Genomic DNA, 23,892 nt, shown 5'->3' with positions numbered 1-23,892 from the left:
ATGCGTGAGAATGGCTGATATAAAGGATTGGAAAGAAATGACTCTGCTTGACAATTGGCAAGTAAGGAGAATGTTGGACCTCAAAAGTAAGAAACGAAAAACGGCTTAAATTTTTGACAGCCTACTTGTTTGGTTTCATTTTATGCCGCTACCTGCTCTCCCACGGGGAGTGGGCGAAGAGGGCCTTCAGAGGAAAGACTGAATGTCTTTCCGTGCCCGATGAGGGGAGCCATACCTTCTATGGCGACGGAGGAGTCCTTCAAATTTCAATATTTATTCTTAGGAGTTACCGCTTCGCTCAGGAGTTATCGGCCTTACGGCCTAGGAGTTACCTGACTTTCAGCCCTCCGAAGTTACCGCTTCGCTCCGACGATTGTTCTACACACGTTCGTTTTCGTTTTCGTCGCTAACCGCTAACCGCTATCCGATTTAAGTTTTCGTCTTTCGTTTTTCGTTGATGTTTTCGTTAAATCTCAACTATCGTCTTTAACTCCTGTCCGAATGGACGAGCGAAGCGATAACTCCTATAACTCCTATAAGTAATTCTCAATTCACCTGGTTAGCGGCCTGCTCTCTTATTCATTCTTCTTGCCAATTTTCACCTTTGCATCACCTGTCACTTCGGCGTTGTTACCGCCGCCATAGACATCACCTCGGATGTCAGCGCCCAGGACGTCCTGCTTCTCGTAGTAGGTGGTTCCATCTGCGGCAGTGCCTTCGGCATCCGTGTAGATAAACGGACTTTCTGTTGTTCCTGCACCGCTGCGGGTGTAGCAGCCAGCTGGCAAAGCTTCACCTGCGGTCACCTCTTTCACGATATAGACCTCCGCTTGAGTTGCAATGTTGACCGTCGTATTACCCATCACCTTGGCAGCATTACCACCACCAAAGACAGTATGGATAGCACCCATCTTTCCCTTGGCATGTGACGGGATGGGATAGTGATTGGGCGTTTCCTCATCCTCACCGACAACCGACGTATTGTCGTTATACCATTTGCCATAGACCTCATTGACGTTCACCGTCGGATTGCCCACCATCGTAGCACCGCTACCAAAGCCACCGCCAAAGACTTTACCGATACTGGTAAATGACATCACGTTGACCTGTGGATCATCGTAGAGCTTCGTGCCAGTCTCTTTCGGTGTGTCATCATCGTTGTAGCCATAAACAGAGTAACCTGCCTGGTTACCACCACCATAGAGTTCACCAATCTTGATAGGACGACAGCCAACCTCCTGAATGTTCACGGTGATGGAACCATCGATTGTACCACTGAGGTTATTACCACCAAACACACGGTCGAAGGTACCATTGGTGATATTCAACGTGACATTACCCTTAATAGCAGCAGCCTCAGCACCGCCATAGGCAGCCTGCAGTCCTGGAATACAAGCCATGTGCAACTTAGCCTCAGCATCCATCGGTGCACTCTTACCACCTCCGTAGGCTTCGTCCACGCAGAATGAACATCCGCTGTTTTCATCCAGCAGGGTGACAGCTGTCTGACGCACATTACCCTTAGTGTTAGAGCCGCCAAAGACACGGTGAACTGTACCACCGAAGACATTCACGGAAGCCTGACCTGTGCCATAGGTGATGGCACTGCCTGGTGCGGTTCGTTCTTCTTTCGTGTCATAAGCAGGATCATCCTTGGCAACCCATTCCTCAGCCACTTTCTCGTAAACCGTATAGTTCTTATAACCTACGTTAGCACCGGGGTTAGGTTTTCCATCAGGCAACTTGTCAAAGCCATTACCGCCTCCGAAGAGTTCTTCAATCTCGTAAGTGCCATTCACCTCTACATTGGTAGCTGGTGTAGAAGCAGCATTACCACCACCATACACCTGACGTACGCTGGTCAGTCCGCAACCATCGATGATGACATTAGTTTTACCCGTCCCTAAATCTGTAGGCTCATAAGCAGCTAAGTTACCACCGCCATAGACAGCCTGTACATCGTATGTATCGGTGCCCTTCTCCGGTTTGGCACTGATGTTGGCTTTATCTGCATTCTGCGTAGCATAGACGTGTACAGTAACAGTGCCCTTGGGTGAACCATTCATATCGTTGCAACCAAATACCTGGCTTACAACAGCACCCTTTGCATCACCATTTTCTTTATGAGTTTCATTCAGGTTTACCTGAACATTACCTCCCGTCGTTCCAGCCTCGCTGATGCCTTCAACTTTAGCCGTACTACCCTTACCGCCACCGAACACGCTACCGAAATAGTAATACTTATTAGCATCTTCCGAATCTACGACCTTCGTACCTACAGTACCACCATTGACATTCACCGTCGCATTCTCAGCCACAGCACCAATCTCGCCACCGCCATAGATACTGCTTTTCACAGTACCACCAGTCATGTTCAGTGTAGTGCTCTTACACTTACCGAGTTTTGGCCACAATGGGAGCAATGTTGTATTATCCAGGGCATAGAGTCGTCCCATACCGCCCGTGAACACATTACCACCCTTAGTGTATTGCAGATGGTTCTGATAGTCGAAAGTGGTGTTTGGTATCGCTGCCTTCTGCTCATCAGTCGGATTGTAGATGTATTCATAGTCGTTACCAATGGTACCGCCACTAATGTTGATGGTGATATAGCCACGACCTTTATCGTAATAAGCAGAAGCATCTTGCGTACTTGGGTTCGGATAAGAGCCGTCGTACTTGTCGTTTGGACGCAAGATACCGTAGGGCTTGATTGTCTGTTCATCTTCCGTAATCTCTTCATCCACCAGATAGAGACCATATCCTACCGATCCAAGACGACCACCGCCATAGACGGAGCCCAGTATCTTACCGCTCTTGATGTTCAGTTCGATAGAACCACCGATATTACCGGCAGTCAGCGCCTCACCACCGAAGCCACGGCCACCACCGAATACATTACCATCTACGTATGAGGTACCCCATGTACCAATCGTTGGACCTTCCGTATCAGCCTTACCGATGTTTACAATCGCATTCTGGAATACGTGACCATCCTCACCTCCGCCAAAGATGGAACCATAGACTCTGCCGCCCTCGATGTTGACAAGAGTACGGTCCACATTCGTTTCCTTGTTGAAGAAGATACGCTGGTCACCCTTACCTGCACCAAAGATATAGCCTGTATTCGGATGTGCCATGATTTGAGCAACGGTACGTGGCACACCTACGGTACCACCTGTCATCGTGATGGTAGCAGAGCCCTTTACATTCGTAGCCTCACAACCACCATAGACATTTGTTATGATATGACCGCCAGTGATATTGATAGTGGTCTTACCCTCTACGCTACCTGCCGTGCTCAGATATTTACTGATGCCGTCTGTTGTGTCGAAATAAGGAACACTACCCGAGCCGCCGCCAAACACATTACCATAGTAGGTATGACCGTCGGAAGCCTCCAATCTTCCGCCATCCGTTGATTTGCCGTTAGGATACTTATCCAAGTCGCCCGTTGCATTAGCGAATGGGTCGTATGGCGCAAATGGCGCAATAAATGGCCAACTGGCGCAATCCATACTTTCTCCTGTTGGGGTATAGTCATCAGCCCATACAGCATCGGGAAATGGCTTCGTAGCATTTTTACCACAGCCAATCTGTCCGCCAGAGATGTTGATTTCGGTATCACCCAGTACGTGTCCGCTCTCGCTACCACCGTAGGCAGAACCCGTCAGGAAGGCTGTACCGCTGATATTTAATATTGCCTTATTAAAGAATGCACAAGTCTCCACATTAGGATATTGGTCAGGATCATGCATCTCACCACGACCGGCACCAAACACATGACCGTAGTCATCAGGACCGCCCTTACCATGTTCTGCCATAGTGGCACCGGTAACACCAATCTGTCCTCCACTGACAGTCACAGTACAAGTGCCGGTTCCATCTGCGCAAGAGATAGGCTTGCCAACAGGCACTTCGGGATGTGCTGTATGGTAAGCAGCATCTGCAAAGGTATATGTTCCCACCGAACCCATAGCACCACCGCCATATACATTATGCACCACATGACCACCATCTATCAGCACAGTAGTATTACCACGTACGATACCGGCATTGAAGTCGAAGTAAGTCTTACTATCAGTTCCTGTATAGGTATCCGTACCGCAGCCAGAACCATATACATTACCACGGTTAGGGAAGCGGGCACCTGAGTAAGAAATATCATCGGAAGTATCGCCTGGTGTACCTCTATCATCTATAATCTCAGCTCCCTCTGCTATACCAATTGTACCGCTATGCACCGTCACCGACGCATCGTGGAAGTTATGACCATTCTCACCGCCACCATATACGGAGCCCTTAATCCATGGGGTTGCGTTTGATTGTGCATTCTGGGTGCCAATCGTCACTTCCGTATCATACACCCAAGCCATTTTATCGACATTAGGAATTGACGGGTCGCCTTCCAAGCCACGTGACGAACCGAACACCATACCATTATTATCACCTGTAGTACCGATGGTACCGCCAGTGATGGACACTGTACACTTACCTTTATCATCTGTAGTATTCCAACCAGTTGGGAATCCTGTCGTCGCATCGTATGAGAACGTTCCCACCGAACCATAGGCACCACCGCCATAGACATTGTGCAGAATGGTAGGCGAGCCACTGATACTAACAGTAGTGCTGCCCTTCACGATACCAGCAGTCACATCATCAGCCTTACCCTTACCGCCGCCATAGACGTTACCATACTCGGCACCGCCAAGATTTGGAGTGCCAATCGTACCGCCAGTGACGGTCACTTCGGTATTGCCAGCTACACCAGATTCCTCACCGCCGCCGTAGACGCTATGGGCAACGGTGGTTGTGCCATTAATGGTGAGAACTGATTTCGCAACCTCACCAAGGCCTGTTAGTACGGTGTTAGTATATAATATATGGTTTGATAAATCGCTACCAGACTGCCCGTTGGTTAAGGTTTTACCTGCTGCTGCAGCATTCTGCCAAGTGAATGTTGTCGTACCAGATAATTCGGCAGGTTCAAACATACCAGATTGCTTATTATAATTAGGATTATTTACAAAGCCTCCGTCTCTCACTTCGACAGTAGGAAGTGACGCAGAGTATCCAGCACCATATACGCTACCATTTACAGTGCAATCTTCAAGCACAGAAGTGGCAGTACCTACAACTTTTCCTAAGTTGCCACCACCATAGAAGTTGGTTTTTACGGTACATTTCTTCAGTGTAGATGACACATCGTTACACTGTGCCAAAGAGAATGTAGCATACTTGACAAAGAATCGACCACCAGTATTTCCAGGACTCCATACGAAGAATTCATAGTCCATATCGGTTGCTACACCAGGACCCTTCTTTCCATATTTTGAATCTCCAGGTGCATTCGTGGTACTACCATCAAAATATTTACCACGGTCATCGACATACTTTCCTGCCCAACCAGGCCAGTCCGTTGTTGTAGTATCATAATATTTCTTTCTTGACAAAGAGGTTCCGCCGTATCCAGCACCAAAGTATTTGCCAAAGATACATCCTTCGGCATTAGTTGTCACCTTCTTGTCAGCCTGCATATTGCCGAACTTAGGACCACCGCAGAAAAGTCCAACGTTACTGTTGTAAATATCTGTAGTGATGTCACCCTTGATTGGTTTCGCATCGTTGGTACCTCCACCAAAGAACTCGTCAATATCGGCATTATAGATTTGCCAATGCACGCTACCATTGATTTGCTCTAAAGATGCACCTGCGGCCTCTACAATGTGTCCACCACTGATGTAACACTCTGCATTGTCTGTTCTTACGGCTGCACCTGCATTGTAGGTTCCTGTAAGATAAAGACCCTCATATTCACCACCTGTTACAGAAACTGGAACATGGGGTGTGGACTGACTGCCGTCACTGTGGGTACCTAATCCGAAAGAGTTAATCCATACATTGCCACCCACGTGGATATATATAGTATGCCCATCTACTTTTGATGACTGAGTAGAAACAAATTGGTCAATAACACCACCAAGAAGAATAAGTGGAGCATCTGTTTTTGTTACGTCAGCCAGGTTCTCATACTCTAACTGCGAGGTATAGAAAGACGAAGTATTGGTAACTTCAAACCAACCCTTTGTCTTGAAGATGGTGAAGTTGCATATAAGACTTGCACCATTAGGCTTCTGTGCCTGAGCTGTGCCAGGAATGTTCAGGAAGTCAAAACGGATAGGACAAATTGCTGTACGATTCTTGTGGTGATAAATCAGACTGTAATCTGGCTCATGGTCATTGTCCATGTCCACTGACATCATGGTGAAAGGAACAGTACCTCCAGATGGTACACCATCCAAGTGGAAATTGCCTACCAAGACTACCGCATTGTCGTAAACCGTAGTTCCAGAACCAAGACCAGTAATACTGGTTCTGACCTTTTGGCCATTGAATTCGGTCGTGTTATCAACCGCCTGTGTACCTACCTGGCTTACACCTTGTTTTCCTGTATAGTCATTCTTATATACTACATCATAATACTGGTCAGCGACATATACAGCGGTACCCCAATATGGCTCAATAGTAATGCTGGTTACACCGTAAGGCACATCAAAGTATGCTCCCTGAGAGAAGACGCGCTTGCTGACGCTATAGAGATCTTTGTTGGAACTCTTGCGGTCAGCATAATTATGATTAGGGAAGTCTGTTATACCTGTGGTTGGATAGTTTGCGGAGGTGTATGGGTCACCCTCTACGGCTGTAATGGCTGTAATCTTCCAGCCAGTCACCACTTTGTAATCTGTATAGTTACCTGTGCCTACATCATTGTAATAGGGTAATTGTACCTTGTCGTAGTTAAAGTTGAATCGGTCAAAGTCCTTGTCAGTGCGGGTTAGAGTAAGGCTACCTGTAGTGATGCTCGCATCAGTAGGAGCACCACTACCGAGATTAATTGTCACCGACAACGTTTTGTCGCCTAACTTTCCACCATGATTGCGTCCTACTGATGCGCTATCTGGCGCGTGTTCTATATCTGGGTTGACAATAGAAGGATAGTATCCTTGAGCTTTCAAAACAGGGTAAGGTTTAGGATTGTCGATTGTTCTATCAGCCGTTTCCAATACCCATTTTGCCATCTTGTCGCCATTTTCAGCAGAGCCTGTTGCATAGTATGCTGCAAGCTTCTTATTGCTATTCAACAACAGACGGTAGAACTCAAAACGGTTTAGGTATTTATCCTCTACTGCGAGCGCACAATTGTACTGATTGTCAGTAACACCGCCTGTCAGTTTTTCATAACTGTAGTAGTTGAAAGTATTGAGACCGCCTTGGTTATTGTTGATATTCTTACCACCATATACAGGTGACTTTGTATCGCCACCAGTAATATTGCCATAGAACATACAGTTCATCACCATAGTCTTAAGGTTTGTGGCAGTAGTAGCTACATTATTATATCCCACGATGCCACCAACTGTTGTACCTCCAGTGATGTCAGCATAACTATAGCAATTGATAACGCGAGCTGTGCCATCAAGATAACCTACAAGACCGCCAGTATTACCAGAGCCGCCTACAGAACCGCTAAGGATACCCACATTATAGATGCGAGCTGCACCATTCGCAGTACAAGCGATGGCACCAGTGTTACCCGAAGCATCGCCACTGCTAATGCTAACATCTTCCAACACAAGGTTCTTTACCGTTCCTGTAAGGGTGGTGAATAATGGTGCTGATACACTGCTAATCTTGTGCATATTACCATCCAGGAAGCCTGAGAATTCGGTAACACCTGGAGCGTCAGAAACATCTGCTGTCAGGCGATAGTAGCCATCAGAACTTGTAATCTCTGACAAAGAGGAGATATCTGTATATGAAGGCTCACCATACAGATTGAATTCTAACTCTTTCCATCCTGAATCTTTTGTACCTCCTTTAGCTTGTACTCGAACCTTTCCATAACGTATACCTGAAGGTAATGAATTGACAGTGACAACCTGTGTTCCTTTACCACTTGAGACAGTGGGCGTTTGTTTTGTAATATAACCATCAAGCCCCTTAACCTGCCAAGTAAAACTTAAATCAGCAACACTATAGGAATCTTTTATTTCAAGATCTTGTACATTACTTGGTGAACCTACTATGTTCCTTGAAGAATAAGACCCTGTTGTTTTAAAGACATAGTCTCCCGTTGCTAATGCACTGGAAGGTCCTGAAAGTGTGAAATTACCATAGACACGATTCTCTGCCTCATAAGCAAATATGCAGTACTTCGAGTCATCGTTTGCTTTATTCAAACTGATGACTTTTGGAGTTGTATAGACACTAAGGGCTACTGATGCATTAGCAGCCACACCATCTGACTTAAAGACGGCATATTGCTTGCTATATGGAAGAATACAATATGTAGGGGCAGTATTGGTGTTTTTATAAGTGCCTGATTTATATAAACGGAATTTGTATTCGTTTCCTGCTGGAGTTGCATCACCATCGGCACCAACTTCTATTACACCATAGTCGCTGCCGTCAACAAACTGACCGCCGTCAAAACGAAGCCATCTACCACTGTTGACATTACGGAAAGAATAGAATCCTTCATCGTCCCTGACAATCTTCCAACTGATTTCGTTATTTGGACTGGTTGCGGGTTCTGTAAGTACTGACCTACTAGCATTGGTCTTAACAGCATCATTCACTTTAAGACTGCCGTCATCGTATGGGAAACGATAATTCGCCTCTTTTGTGTTAAAAAGAAGATAGTTCTTCCCTGCGTCAGGAGCTAAAGGAGAAGGCTGAAGCTTTAAAGTCACAGTCTTATCTGCAGCAGGGTGCAATGAAAGTGCAATGGGGTCAAGGGGAGCAACAGAATATGTCGCTGCTACAGAGTAATCACCACTGGCCTGTTTGCTATAAATGACACCACTTGTTTCATTGATATCCCATTTAGTCCCCTTATTAGCATCTGTGGTTGTACTGTATGTCAACGAACAATAGCATCGACTATCTTTCTTGTCAACTACCTTTTGGTTAGTTTTGTCTGCATCATCCTTTGTAATAGTTGCTATGATGCTACGCACGTAGTAAGTGCGCAAATAAGTCACTATCTGTGGTGACTGAACCGTAAAAGAAACATCTTTGGGGCCTTCCCATTTATTGCCATTTTCGGTTATGGTCATCTCGCAGGCGTTTAAGTATTTCGATGGACTTTCCTTCAACTGCGGACCACTATCGGCACAAAGGAATTTACTGCTGCCACTTGGCTTTAGATAATTTTTTCCAGAGGCAGTAGTGTTGTCAATTGTCCACTGAGTTACTTTCTCTGTAGAGAGGTAAAGCGTCTGATCGTTAGCTACATTCAGATAATACATTTCCTGCTGCAAATAACCATCGGAAGATAAGACCCAAATAGATGAGCCATTTCCGTCATGTGAATTCTCATAACGGAATGTCTTGTCAACAGCAATGCCTCCATTGACTTGTTTCAAATAGCCATTGTCCTTATTGTGAATGGCGTAGTATTGGTAAGTAACTTGTCCCCACACGCTTGTGCTTCCCAATACCAGCATCAGGAGCAGGGAAACGAGGAGCCGTCGCTCGAGCTCTGCTCGCTTGCTACTGAAAGGACGCAAGAAGCCCGTTTTATTCCCAGGCTGGGAATGTTTTGTTCCCAAGGTGGGAATATTTTGTTCCCCGTATGGGAATAAATTTCTTGTTTCGAGGCATACTGTAGGCATACTGTAGGCATACTCTAGCCATACTCTAGGCTGCTTCCAGGCATACTCTAGCCATACTCTAAGCATACTCATGAGTATGGCTAGAGCTTGGCTACACCTTGGGTACACCTTGGCTACACCTTGGGTACACCTTGCCATCATCCTTGTTACTTGCTGCTTACTTCTGTATGTCGTATTCATAGTGTGTGTCATATCTATTCTTTACTCTCTTGTTCTATTTTTACTTCAGTGCCAGTTTCTTCATGTATCTGCCATTAGCGGCACGGATGATGTAGACACCAGAGACGGTGATGTCGGTCTCGATAGTCTCACCGGGCTGGATGGTGAACGTGCTGATGGCGACGCCGCTAACATTATAAATACGGACATCGGCAGGCTGACGCAACGACGAGGTAGTAATCAGCTTGCGAGGCTTCGTTGAGAAGGTCAGCTCGCCAGCCAACTCATCGGATGGGTCGTCACCAATGGCGAATGAGGAGTCGGTTCGGTCGAAGACAATAGACTCTGCCGCAGCGCGACGTGGGGCGCCATTCTGGGCAGGAGCTGCCACGAAGTAAGGACGGAACGGCACGGTAGCCAATCCACCATCTGGCGTCTTGTCGAAGCTGCTGCCCGTAGCGTTCATCAGGTAGCCATCCACCTTCTTGCTCATGTAGTTTGGCACAAAGCTGTAGTTGTCCTCAGATACTGCATTCAGCTCATTGTCACTGACAGCGATAGTTATTCCAGGCTCAGAGACGAAGCTGATAGCCTGCTTGCTGAGCTGTTCAGGTGCTGGTGTTGCAGTATTCTTGGCCGTCCACTCACCGCTGAGGTCAAACTCATAGTAGGTCTTGCCTGGGAATCCGATGATATACGGCTTAGCAGTTGCCAGCAACGGATAGCTGGCAAGGTTACGACCAGTCTGATAATAAGTCTGGTAGGTATCCGTATTGGCATCCAGTCGACCATTCAGACTATAGTAATAATCCCAGAGGAAGGTGTTGTCAACCTGTTTGTCGCTACCTGCAGCATCAGGATAGTTAAAGGCAGCGGTGAAGATACCGTTTGTGACGGCCGTACCTGCCTTCTTACCAATATACTCACGCAGCCAGTATTCGTGACCTATCTTAGTGCCGTTACCGTCAATGGTACGGCTGCCGCTGTAGAAGTGGGTGATTTCACCCTTCTGCTGTGTGGTGACGAGCTCTGCGGTGAACGGCAGGCTGACGGTCTCCCAACCCTTGTTGAGGTCAACAAAGAGGTCCGGTGTGCGCTGATACCACATGCGCTTACCACTAGCAAACTTGTAGCTGATAGGACAGTTGAAGTCTTGCTTATCTACCAACAGATGATCCTTTGTAGCCTTATAGGCGGAACCGTCCAAAACAATCTGATGACCCTTGACGCCATTGGTTGAGGCAATCGCTACCGTGCGATATGTGGCATCTGTTTCGCTGTAAGCAACATCAGGCAGATAGCCACTCACAACAGCATCAGTAGCTGCAGATGCCGGGCTGACAGTGCCTGTGTATACCAACAGGTTCTGTGTCAGGTCAACATTACGGAAACCAGTGAGACCATCGTCATCGAGCAGCGGAGCGTAGAAGACTTTACCGTCGAGCCCCTTCTTGTAGCCACCACTGACATCGCCATTACCACCAGTGAAATCTATGGCAGTCATATTCTTGTAAGCGACAACATTCGCATTACCGTTCTTGGTCTGTGCAAAGGTTGCTTTCGGGTTGAAGTGAGCCATACTCATCTCCTTACTCTGGAAATAGGCAGGTGCACGATAGACACGGTTGCTGGTAGCATCTGTCTGCAGACGATTGCCAGACTGATTGATATGCGAAGGAATATCTTGGTGTGCTCGTGAAGCATCATAGCCATAGGTCAGGGCCTGTCCGAAGTAAAGGTAATCGTCTGGCCAGATGGGGTAGAAGTGGCTGATGCCGTTAGCATCAACAAACGTGCGCACGTCTTCCGTCTCAGGTATCACACCGTCGGCATAACGATAGTCACCATCGCCATAACGGTCCTCGACATAACCGCCCTTAAGATATACGTCGTCAACACCCGATGAGCAATAATCAGGACTGCTGCCGTAGTGCTTCGTCTTAGGTTCGGTTAGGGTGCCGTCCTCATTGATGGCGTAATACTTATAGTCAATGCCAGAGGCGGTCTCATGGTCATTGTAACGCTTGAACAGGTAGAAGCCGTTCAGGTCATAAGCCACCTCACCATTATAGAATGCCTGAGAATTCTTACGGGTCGGGATACCGTATGTGCCTGAATGGTTGGTGTACTTGTTAGTAGCATCAGCCTCCTCCTGATAGTAGCAGTTGACTAATTGATAACCACTACCACGGTTAGGATTGCCAAATACAGGCTTTGAGGTCTTTGCATCAGTAGAAGAGGTGCTGATCCAGCAGTTCTCTACATAGCCAGAACCAGTATCGGCAATACCTGCACCAGTGAACGAACCCGTAACACCGAGGTTATATACGTTACCACAAAGTTGACCGAACAGTGAGTGGTCGAGTCCGTCGATGTGGTAGCCGTCACCGTGGAAGTTACCCTCGAAGCAGTGACCTTCGTCGCCGATAGGCGTCCATTCGCCCGTGTGGTTAACGTTCGTATGTAGGATGAACTCGAGGTTCTGACAGTTGCGGACGTGCTCGTCGAGCGTGCTCTTACTGAGGTCGTAGAACTGCTTCAGCTGCGTAGCACCGTTGACAGCATCGTTGATATAAATCTTAGAGTTACGCTTAACAGCAGGGTTGTCCACATAATAGTGATGACTGGTGTCATCCAGCACCTTCTTCAAGTCGTGGTAGTTAGCCACACTCAGCGGCACGTGGTTCGAATAAGTCTTGCCCAGATAGGTCTTGGCATAGTAAGCGACAAAGTAACCATTTTGATACCAATAGAGAGGATCGAAGTTAGGCGAATACTCTATACCATTGACATGGCTCTCTGCGTCTTTTTCGTCCTGGAAGATTTCCCATCCACCACCAGTGATTTCGTATGCACCAGGCGTAACGACAGGTTCGCGCAGAGCCACGTTATCACCCGGTAGGATGAGTTGTGGCACCTTGATGTTCTCAACAAACGGTATGCCGCTCTTGAAGGTAAGGTGAATGTTCACCACATGGCGCTCACTCTGGGGTGTGATGTTACCTAATGCATCAGCCTCCTCGTAGTCATACTGATAGATGACGGTGATGATCTTCTCCTTCGAGAGGTCGAAGATGTCGGAGTTGCGCGACACATAGAGAGTCGATACCTCGGTGGGTGCTATGCCATGGATAGTGAAGTCAACCTGTTTGTTGACGAGACTGACATAGTTTGTGGCATCGATAACAACGCCCAATGGAACATTATCATTAATGCTATAGCTGCCGCTTTGCTGTTGACCATTGACAGTGACACCTACAGCACAATTGACAGCCACGCCACTACCTTTCTCACCGATAGTATAGTTTTCACGGCAATAATAGTAAGTTCCAATTTCACTAAATTGGAGTTTTGTGATATAACCTTTATCCGTATCACCAAGAGTTTCATAGACCGAAGAAGAGATGGTAGAACCTACGGCGTATGGCGTGTTGCCAATCTGGAAGGACGTGTTCACCACGTAGTATGTGGCATCTTTGTCATTGACCACGATACCCGAATAGTGGCGTTTCTCATTGGCCAGTGCCTCGAACTGCTCGCGTGTGTATTCTTTACCAGTTTCTAATTCAGGATCGCTGCCATTATATGTAGCCGTATAATCGACAGGCTTATCGAGCGAGTAACCAGCGGGATTATTTTGAGCTCCCTGAAGGGTTGCTGCTTCTGAATCGTACTGATACTTCTTGCCTACTGTACCACTATAGGTGCGGTCAATGAGCAAGTCGAGGGCATCGTAATTGAAGGCAAACTTCTCACGGTCATCCTTAGACATAGAGCTCCATATGGCCAAGCCGCGATAGTTCTTGCCAGACTCGTAGTAGTCACCACCATAGAGACCTGCTGTCTTACAGTAGTAAGCAGGTATGACATCGGACTTGATTTCCTCACGAACCGTCAGCAACTGTGCCAGATTTCTCTTTTGGTCAGCAGTCAAATCTTTTAATTGTTCTTCAGTCAAGTCACTAATCTTCGTGACGTTTTCTGCTGCAGGCAGTATCGCTTTGATGTCGGCGGTAACACTTGTGATATAGTCGCCCTTCTCAGTTGACGACATCTTGGTGCCTTGATAGATATAATCCGTTGCACTCAACTGAATGGTTCTGGTACAGATATAGGCAGGAGAAGAGTTGGCTTCGGAAAGTCCGTAACTTGTCTTTTCTGTAGCTGAGATAACAGCACCAGGATTGAGGTGACGGGTGGACGTGCCAACAGTGACATCAACAGCGCTGGTAATGACATAAGCGTCTTCAAAGAATGCCTGACCTTCTGCAGGAATGACTTCCGGATGAGAAGTAACAACACCTTGATAGGTATCATAAACAATCTTTGAGATGACGTCGCTCTCCTTGTACTCCTGCTGTCCGAGCAGTCCGCCTGTAAGACCATCTTTGAGTCTGTATGTAGGACCATTATTATAGCCGTCTGCTGCCGTCTGCTGCCTGTCTTCAATAGGTTTCGCACTGTCAAACTTGGTGTACCACAAATCCCACGGTGAGGGGTTGTTCACCTTATAGGTCAGCATATAGCCCGTGTCGTGGCTGACGTTGTTGGAAGAGCGGAAGAAGTAGTCAAAGTCCTTATCGGTCTTCTCCACGCCACCCTCTTCGTAAGTTACCGAAGGACTACTGTTCCTCAAAGTGTTGTATTGTTCAGACAACAATACTGTTCCTTCCGCATATGGTGTGCCATTAACCTTACAATCACCAATGGTGACATAGGTAGCCGGCACGAAGAGGCTCTTCTCTGACTGACTGAGCAAGAAGTAATCCCAATAGCTGATAGGATCGTTCTTATAGTAGGTCACATCGTTGATGATGAGTTTTTGACCATCGGCCAACGGGTGCCCTGACGAAGCATAATAAGCATAGTAGTTAGGCTGTACGTTAAGCAGTTTCATCGTACCGTGCGATGCTGCCGTGATGGTCAACGGAATTTCCACCGTCTCGCTGTAGGCGTTGGGCGCTCCGGTGTAGGCGGAGATATATTGGTCATAGACATATACCGAACCCTGGATATACCAGTAGTGGGCAGGTACGGCACCACCCGGAGCTACCGTTCCTTTATACTTGCCGCTGACGTTGTAGCAGTCGTCGATAATCACCTGTGTGCTGTGCACGAAGTTACCGCTGGACTCCCATTCGTCCTTGCTCTCATCATTAGTTGTGTAAATAAAATCCTTCTGGGTGACAGCACCTGTGTTCAGGTCGGTGATGGTGGTGTGCGTCTTGCCGGATGGACCACGTTTACCATGTTCGTTCTTAGCATAGACGAAGCCGCCACCGATACCCGTCTGCACATTAATCAGGTCGAGTTCGACAACACCCGTGATATAGCCCCAGTCTTTCTCATAGACGTCGGTGCCAGTGCTCTGCTCGGTGGTCAACTCCAGATAGACACCAGAGGCCAGTGCCACCTTATTATGGCTATTACCATTATTACGGGTACGATCAGCCTTATGGGCCTCTTTCCACTGCTCGTAAGTAGCTACTTCGTAAGGATAAGTGCCGCTTGGGGTGACTGCTGGTGACTTGTACTTGGCTGCGTCGGTGTTGTCAGTGACACGCACTGTTTCATGGAAATCGACATCACTGGTCAGGGCGCCAAAGTAGTTCACGATATTGTAGATACCGAAGTAGTTGCCGTGATAATCTCCAGTAGGAATGGACTTATCGAAGAGCTTCTTGTTCAACGACACCTCACGCACACGGTTGATGGTGTAGTTGGTATAGTCTGCAATCTCAGGCACACGGTCCTGGGCGCCCTGCATCACCATACGGCTACCGAACACACCGCAGAAGTCAGCACGCTGGATGGTGTTCATCGGACGGCCGGCATAGACTGGCAGCACACCATTCTCTTGCCAATATGTAGATGATGGCTGTCCTTCATGGTCAAGAACACCTTGAGTGTTATTCTTAAACAAGGATATGATTTCCAATGCTGACAATGTAGATGCCTTAGAATTGGGATTACTTGGGTCTTTGGGATGATATGCCGTTCCGTCATCGTCAGTACATTCTTTCACACAGGTGTATCTTAACTCATAATAAGCTGCCTCACGAGCTGGCAAAGCATTATACTCATCAATAGTGATTTCCTTACTAATGCTATAATAGTCTGTACCATAGTTGGTGATATTCAATCCACGGTAGCCATCTACGAAAGTCAGGTTACCGTCACCATAAAGACCACCCACATGGTTGGTGCCCAAAGTGATGAGGTCACGGCTATAGACATCATGGATAGAGGCCGTAGCATTACCGAAGATAGAGGTAGCATTAGCAAATACCTTATCAGAACCTGACGAGGTGTTACCACCGGCAAAAACAGCATTATGAATGGTAATACCTTCAGTGTCCAGATTCCCCCATTGACCAGAATTCTTGTTTCCTAAAGTATTAAGGTAAGCTATAGGAACATAATCACCCACATTATAAACTTTGCCACCGTAATTAATCGTACCACTTGTTACACGGGCATGCGGTTCTATGAGCACCTTGCAGTCCTCGGTGAGAATCTTCTCAGTACCGTCCATTTTCCATGTTCCGTTTTCATATTTATAATAGTAGCCTTCGTCGCCATCATCATAGCGTACACCAGACTTCTTACCGAAGCATAAAGCGCCCTCTGAATCTTCATAAGCACTATAGACATAACCGATATCACCACCACCGAAGACGTTACCGTTACCGTTGGCAAGTTCGGCATTAGTACCTACCTCACCACCGTGAATATCAACCTCGGTCTGTCCGAAGACATAACCGTCGGAGTAGAGCTTACCACCCTCACCAAGGTTGTTGTAGCCACGACCGCCGCCGAATACATTGCGGTGTACAAAACCTTCGTACAGTTTCACACTGGTATGTCCGGCCTTATAAATACCTTGCAGATTTCTTATTGAGTTTTTCTCACCGGAGGCAACGATAACGCCACGTCCGACGGCAGCAATCTCACCACCACCAAAGAGGGAGTTGCGCACATGTCCGCCGTACATCGTTACATTAGATTCATCAACACTACTGTTATCAACGTAACCACCGCCAAAGATGTTACCACTATCCTTCAAACGATAGGAGCCATCACCCGACCATGTTTCGTCGTGCAGTTTCTCCTGATAATAACCACCACCATCAGTAATACCGATGAGCTCTGCTCCTGGATCAGCACTCGCTTGGTCAACGAAATAGCGATAACCAATATAACCCTTGTTCAGCGTGATGTTGGTAGTACCGAATACAGGACCGCCCTCACCACCACCATAGGCGTTACGCTCGATGGCAGGAAGACCGTCGACGAAGCTCGTGCCGTCCTTCTTACCGATGACGACGTGTGTCTCACCAGGAATGTCGGTTGTGGTTGCAGCGCTGATGTCACCCGTATGGTATCCCACAGCACCTGCCCATCCGCCGCCATAGACGTTACGTGCCGTGCCGCCCTGGATATAGGCATTGGCCGAGGCGATGAAGTCTGCACCAAAGAGGTTATAGACGGTTCCCATAGTACCGGCAGCATAGAGGTCCTTGTTGACCTTTCCACCGAGAAGGGCGATGTAGGTGGTGCCATAGACGTCACCACTGCTGATAAATACGTCGTCTGCCTTACCAAGTCCTCCGCCATAAGCATAGTTGCCTACATATGCACCTTCGTTGATGATGACATTGGTGTTATATCTCTTAAATCTGAGTGTGTTCGGGGTGTCTTTGCGGTCGTCTATCTCTGCTACTCTGGCAATGGGATTTTGCAGATTGGTAGATGTGTTGGCGGCATAAGCGAATGTTCCAGGGAAGCTTGCCATGTCTGGGTCATAGTCACCACCGAGCGTCCAGGCAGCCTGCCATTTGGCATCAGTCATATCATTACCCTGCTCATCTTTTGCAGGCTTAAATGCTGTGACGTATTTCTGTACACTCTCAGCACTCATCACGCCGCCAGCCTCTCCGCCGCCATAGACTTCCCAAACCTGTGCGCCATTATTCAAGTTGACCTCAGTATATTCGCTCCAGGTGTTGGAACCGCATCCAGCACCATAGACCGTAGCTGTTGTCATGCCAAGATCAGGATGCGACTGTCTGACAGGGACATCAATATTGATTTTGCCATAGATGGTGCGACGCTTCAGGTTGTTACCACCATACAGTGCGCCCTTCATCATTGTGTTATTCTTGTTATAAATCAGATAGGCATCAGCACTATGGTAATTGACCGTACCCTCATATACATCACAAGGCTGATAGATGTCACTACCGTATGCACCGGCAAAGATACTGCCGATTTTAATGGTGGAACCGGTTGGTACATTAACTATCGTGCGACGAGTAACACCCTCATTCAAGCTACCGCCATAGGCTGCACCGATTTGTCCGCGAGCCAGGTCAACGACAGCAGCTGCAGTTACGCCATCAGCATTTCCGTCAGCTGTTGCCTTTGCTACTCCCATGCCCACACCACAGTTCTGGCCGGCTCCGAACACTTCCAAATCAGCAAATTTCGTGCCCGTGTTAGCAAGGTCCATCAGCACATAACTCCGGTTTTGCATCAAGTTCTTATCCGTCGTGTTAAACCCAGCAGCACCCTGACCGGCACCGAAAATTTTATTTACCCCGTTGCTGATATGCTGATTAGGCTTGAAGTTGACGAAAGCATTCTCCATACGGGGCGATGTATAGCCAGCATACTCCGTAGCATAGTCATAGTCGCCATAACAACCACCAAAGATATAGTCCACATGACCCTGCACATACTCCATGTAGGCAGAAGCTGTCGTTACGGCGGAGGTCTCCTCAGGTTTATATGGCGTAATCGGGAGGTCTGCACTTAGGCGCCCGCTGAAGTCTGCTGAACCCATGATTCTTCCACCGAGGTCGTTACCACCATAGACATGGTCACGAACATAGGGGAAACCGCGGTCTGTGTCATCATTGGTGTTACGTCCCATATAAGTCGCTGTGTGTCCGAGGATGTCTGCATCACATGCGCCGGCAAAGGTGTTGAACACACGTCCGTTACCCAGGTTGATGACAGTGTTGCCACAGACAGGACCCTTAAAGCCGCCACCATAAATAAACTCAGCAGCCGCCATGTTGTCGTTGTCACCCGGTGCATTGCGAGCCACACCAGGGTAGTTACCCTTCACATTGATGGTGCAAGAATATTTGGGGTTATACTTAAATGTCTTGCTGTTGAAGGTATAGTCATCGCCAGTACCATCATTGGGTTTGCCGATGACTCCCTGCTCACCACCACCGAAGATCTGGAAGGTGTAGCCGGCATTAAGATTAACGGTCACATTGCCCCATATCTCGGAGTCCTTACCATAGCCTCCGCCAAAGACATTGAGCGCAGAACCGAGTACGTCCATACCCTGCTCATCGAGGATGACACCAGAAACGCGTGTCGTGATGTGATAATTATCGTTCTCGTATAACTTTGCCTCGCCCTCGTCTTCAAGCACCTGATCAAATACAGCATACTGACCCTTGCGGTCCACTACCGTAGAGTTCATGTTGATGATGACATTGCCATTGATGTGTCCGCTATTGTAACAACCACCATAGACATTGCCACCTATGAAACGACGGGCTTTGTCTTCATCAGAGCTTATGCCGGTACCCGACAGCACAGGACGGACTTCCTTGCCTGTGTTGGAGGAGATGGTGTTCCACTCCAACAAATGGTTGCCGTTTGCATCAATCACATAGTCGGTATAACCCGGATATGTGTCGTAGCTCTCTCCTTCGGCCAATTCCGGAGTGTAGTAATCACCAATGTTCTTCTTCCAACGCTTAGGCTGTATCCTCAATCCACTGAGGTTCAACTGCAACTTATCACCGTTCGTGTCAGGACTTCCGATGAAACCTCCATCGTAGGCAGCATTAAATGCAGTGGATGCCACATTAGCATTATTACAGCCACCCACCAACTTGTTATATATAATGACATTCTCCGTAAAATTGAGAGCTGTCTTCTTTCCGTCAATCTTCATGCTACCCACATTGCCACCACAGTAAACAGAACCGAAGTAGGAGGTGTATGGGATATATGTGGCAGGATCACCACTAGACTCTTTGGCAAACACAATGCTTGGGATAAGAGGCATGGTGACACCTTCCATGTAGGTGGCGAATGTTTCGGAATTTGTCAGGTCAATAGAGTTGAACTGTGATCCATCACTTGTTATCGAAGTGCTCTTCATGGTACGCAATACGCCCTCCTGCGGATGTGTTGCATCTTTTTCATGTGTTTCCACCATGTGCTCGCCATTATTGCCGAGGAACAGATTGTCGACAATAGCATAGGAGCCTACCTTCAACTCCACCTTGGGGTTATCCATGCTTGATGACAGTGAGGCACTGTTACCACCGCAATAGACGGAACCGTGAATAATCGTTTTCTTGGCCTCCGTACCCTGCACATAGATAGATACCTGCTCGGCATTTGGACGGTAATCATTGAGAGCCTCCACAGAGGACTTTCCTGCAGGAATAGTGTAATACAGGTCGCCGTATGTCGGGTCATCTTTTAATTTTGCATTGTCGGTATAAGGATAGGAACCGTTACCACCGCCATAGACATCGCCATAGATAGTAGTATAAATACCCACAGTGCTACCACCGGAGATTCGTCCGGTAATATCGTTACCACCGTAAACATTGTTGACATGTCCTCCTAAGACACGGGCTCGTGCTGCCATGCCAGCCGGGATATGCAGTTCATGGCCATAATCGTCTTCAGTGATGGCTGCAGCAGTAACTGGGTTACCATCTTTGTCTTTCGGTATGATATCTGCCATACGGCATCCGCCATAGACATTATCAACGATAATACTGGATTCCTCAGGGATTTGTAGCAGCAATCCGTCGGGGCTTGTCATGTCACCCTTGTTACCGCCACTGTACACATTTCTTATTTTTCCACTCTTCAGGTTCCAGCGTGGGCGAATCTTCATCTCCGCGGTATTGTTTCCTCCAAAGAAACTACCAATTTGGAAGGCATCACTGCTCGGATAGGTATATCCAGGATTGAGCCCCATCTTATCGACCACGCGATTGTCCTTTGTTATCTGATCAACGCGATCAACAAGTATCTGATTAACCACTTTGCTGGGATTGTCAACATAAATAACGGTTTTCTCGGTTACTGTGGCATTGTTGCCGCCTCCGAAAGCATAGACGATGGAACCGCCCATTACCTCCAAATAGGATTTTGCAAGTTCGGGTTTAGTCAGACCATAATAGGGATTGGGTGTCACCCCATCAATGAGCTTCTCGGAGGTATAGTCATAAGCGCCATTACCACCTCCGAAGAGCTGACCGATGTAAATCTTTTGATTGTCTTCAGCCACAACATCGCCATTCATCTTGGTCGAGATGCGCACAAAAGCATTCCAACTCTTATCCACCAAATTTTCTGTGGCTTTTTTGATTTCTTCTGGAACAGACTTTTCCAGTCCGCTGTTGTTCCCGATGACTCCAGAAACGTCGTTGCCGCCATATACGTGGTTGATAAGCACGTAGTTAGATGCGTGCTCGCCATCAATATGAACGAAAGAATGACCACCGACATCAGCCTTTTGGGCGCCACCGAATACACGGTTCAAATCGCCAGCATAAACGGTAACATTGGTATTGCCTTTTGTATCACCGGCATTACCGCCTCCGTAAATATTACCACCAATAGTAATCTGTGCCTGCATCAGTGTTGCAGACAAACAAAGTAGTAGGATGGTCGTTATTTTGCGCATATTTTAATGTTCAACGTTCAATGTTCAACGTTCAATGTTCAATGTTCAATTTCCGATAGTTATCGTCGGGTTGTCCAAGTCTGGGTCAGACAACACATAGAGGTACGTTGGGTTGACGGTCATATTCAACAGTACCCGTTGTCCTCTAATGGCTTCCAGATTCGGTAATTTGTTGGTTGCCGTGCAGTTTTGACGTATCAGGTTGTCCTTGCTGTCATATACATCATAGGTGCTGACCAGTGTCAGGTTACTTGAAAGTCCCGGAGCAAAGTAGGCATTGACAGACAAGGGAATCGCCGTTGTAGTCGGAAGAGCTGTACCTTCATCGTTTTTATAAATATCAGAAGTACTGCTACTACCTGACAGTGTGTACGTTATGCTGGAGATAGGACTGGCGCCTGTATCGTTGTGTGTCAGCTCAATAGCAGCATTGACGCTTTCCTTATTAGTGCTCAGTTCCATTTTCTTCAGTTTGATGGTACGCAGTTTTGCATATTCTGCATCTATTTTCAGGCGGAACTGCGCAGCAGCATAGAGGTGATCCATCAGCAGACTGATTTTGTAAGTCTCGACTTCTTCCATAGGGGTTGACCAGCTGAACTGCCCTTCCTTCAATCCTGAGTCCGTATCCTCGACACCCGTAATGATGCAAATATCATCTGTGGTGACGGGTTTCATATTGCTAATGGTCAGTGTGGCAGCACCGGCATCAGTTTTTTCCAACGTGCTACTCATCTCTCCCGTTTTGGGCATATAACCATATACAGTAAATGTTTTATTTTTTTCCACTTCAAAGTATGCATTCCATTTGCCGGTGCTGGTGTAGTATGTAATTCTTTCCAATTTTGGGGAAGCCCAGTTTTCCGATAATAGCATATAGATACCCATGTTTGTGTTCTTATCTGGGGTATAGGCAGTGAAACCTGCTGGTGCGGCGCGATGAGACAGTTCTTGATCAGTAAAGGGAGAAGCATACGACATCAGTTGCACCTCCTTGCCTACGGGTTCATTGACCGTTGTAACCGTCTGTGCTTCGGGATTGTCCGAGGAACAGGCGCTTAGCAGCATGGTGGTGGCTATCAATAGGATGCCAATGTATTTGTTCTTTATACTCATTTTTTACTCCTTTACTGAACTTTACCAATTATAGAGGTCGTGATAGATATCTTTCGTTGACCAGTCTTTCACATAGAGCGACTGCACCTGCAAATTGCCACTGCCGGCATAGTAGGCATAGACTATCCAGGTATGGTTGCGACTGAAGTCGCCAGCTTGCTGCATGGCGAAGTCGACGGTCTGTTCCGCTCCACCACCAATGGTGTAAGTGATAGTGCCTGTCAGCTGCTTATCGCTCTCGCGCAAATAGATGGGACCTTCTACAGTGACCTCAGGCGTCGCTTTGCTTGCAGCCTCATTAATCAGGTTTTCGTATGCCTGAGCAGTCTGATTTTCATAGATAAATTGGGTAGGATCAGTTGTCTCAGCGATATCGTCAATAGCCGTTGACAGCAGTTCAGCCTCTGCAGTGTTATAGCTCATAGATACCGGTGTCTGGAAGAGATACTCCACCTCAGGTATCATTTGTTCATTTATCTTGATGCTTTTGATATTTACCGCTGGCTCCCCTGCAGTCTTGGAAAAGACGAAGCGCAGCTTTGACACCGCACGGGTCAGTTGAACAGTAGCTACTTGGCTCAGTGAGCCCACGCGGAGGGTTGGCGCATCACCTGCCACAGGTTGTGTGGTCAGTTTACCTGCAAACGGCAGACCGTCATCGGGTACAGTTCTTGTGTTCTGCTCCAAACCGAAATGTCCGCTAAGTCCGCCAGTAATCTTGGCACCCTCCAGCAGAGCTGCACGGGTGGTCTCCTTATTCAATGTCCCTACGCCACAGTTGGCGCTGGTCACGTTGGCCATCACGTAGACGTTGACATCGGGCTTGGCAGCAGCGAACGCATCAGTGACGGGAATCTGGTAGGTCGTACCCTGTCCTTCGTTCAATGCTGCTACATCATCAGTTCTGAAATAACCCACATAATTTCCGGTCTCTGACTCGTAAACCCATAACTGCATGCTCTTGATGGTGCCCTCGTTGATGGTGTTGTCAATAGGATCCACCTCGCCCACGTCGCCACGGGTGGGTGCGGCATGCTTTTTGGCTGACGCCTGCTCTGGAGCATAGACATAGATGGCCAGTTGCGCCTGCTGGTGCGTCACTCCTTCATCCGCACCACTGGAAGAGCAAGCTGAGAACAGCACGGTCAGGATGCTGCATAAAAACCAATATAATATATGTCTATTCTTCATCATTTC

Annotated in this window: 4 protein-coding genes; all 4 read right to left on the bottom strand. The window is 47.5% G+C overall.

Going from position 1 to position 23,892, the window contains the following annotated elements; translation table 11 throughout:
• Nucleotides 1-575 precede the first annotated feature (575 nt).
• Complete coding sequence (locus LDN30_RS14395) at nucleotides 576-7,802, bottom strand: ZmpA/ZmpB/ZmpC family metallo-endopeptidase-related protein (protein ID WP_223928258.1); 7,227 nt, start codon at nucleotides 7,800-7,802, stop codon at nucleotides 576-578.
• A 2,098-nt stretch (nucleotides 7,803-9,900) separates the two neighbouring features.
• Nucleotides 9,901-21,579, bottom strand: coding sequence for a T9SS type A sorting domain-containing protein (locus LDN30_RS14390; RefSeq protein WP_223928257.1), 11,679 nt, complete (start codon nucleotides 21,577-21,579; stop codon nucleotides 9,901-9,903).
• Between the two features lie 45 nt (nucleotides 21,580-21,624).
• Complete coding sequence (locus LDN30_RS14385) at nucleotides 21,625-22,695, bottom strand: hypothetical protein (protein ID WP_223928256.1); 1,071 nt, start codon at nucleotides 22,693-22,695, stop codon at nucleotides 21,625-21,627.
• A 21-nt stretch (nucleotides 22,696-22,716) separates the two neighbouring features.
• Nucleotides 22,717-23,889, bottom strand: a complete 1,173-nt coding sequence (locus LDN30_RS14380; protein ID WP_223928255.1) for a hypothetical protein — start codon at nucleotides 23,887-23,889, stop codon at nucleotides 22,717-22,719.
• Between the last annotated feature and the right edge of the window lie 3 nt (nucleotides 23,890-23,892).

This window comes from Prevotella lacticifex, assembly GCF_019973375.1.
In the GTDB taxonomy this organism is placed as follows: domain Bacteria; phylum Bacteroidota; class Bacteroidia; order Bacteroidales; family Bacteroidaceae; genus Prevotella; species Prevotella lacticifex.
The sequence above is the reverse complement of the archived record's forward strand: the minus strand, read 5'-3'. Positions and strand labels throughout refer to the sequence as shown.

What these genes read in the sequence shown, in the direction of transcription:
- LDN30_RS14385 (WP_223928256.1), bottom strand. Translation starts at nt 22,695, where the DNA reads ATGAGTATAAAGAACAAATACATTGGCATCCTATTGATAGCCACCACC.
- LDN30_RS14380 (WP_223928255.1), bottom strand. Translation starts at nt 23,889, where the DNA reads ATGATGAAGAATAGACATATATTATATTGGTTTTTATGCAGCATCCTG.
- LDN30_RS14390 (WP_223928257.1), bottom strand. Translation starts at nt 21,579, where the DNA reads ATGCGCAAAATAACGACCATCCTACTACTTTGTTTGTCTGCAACACTG.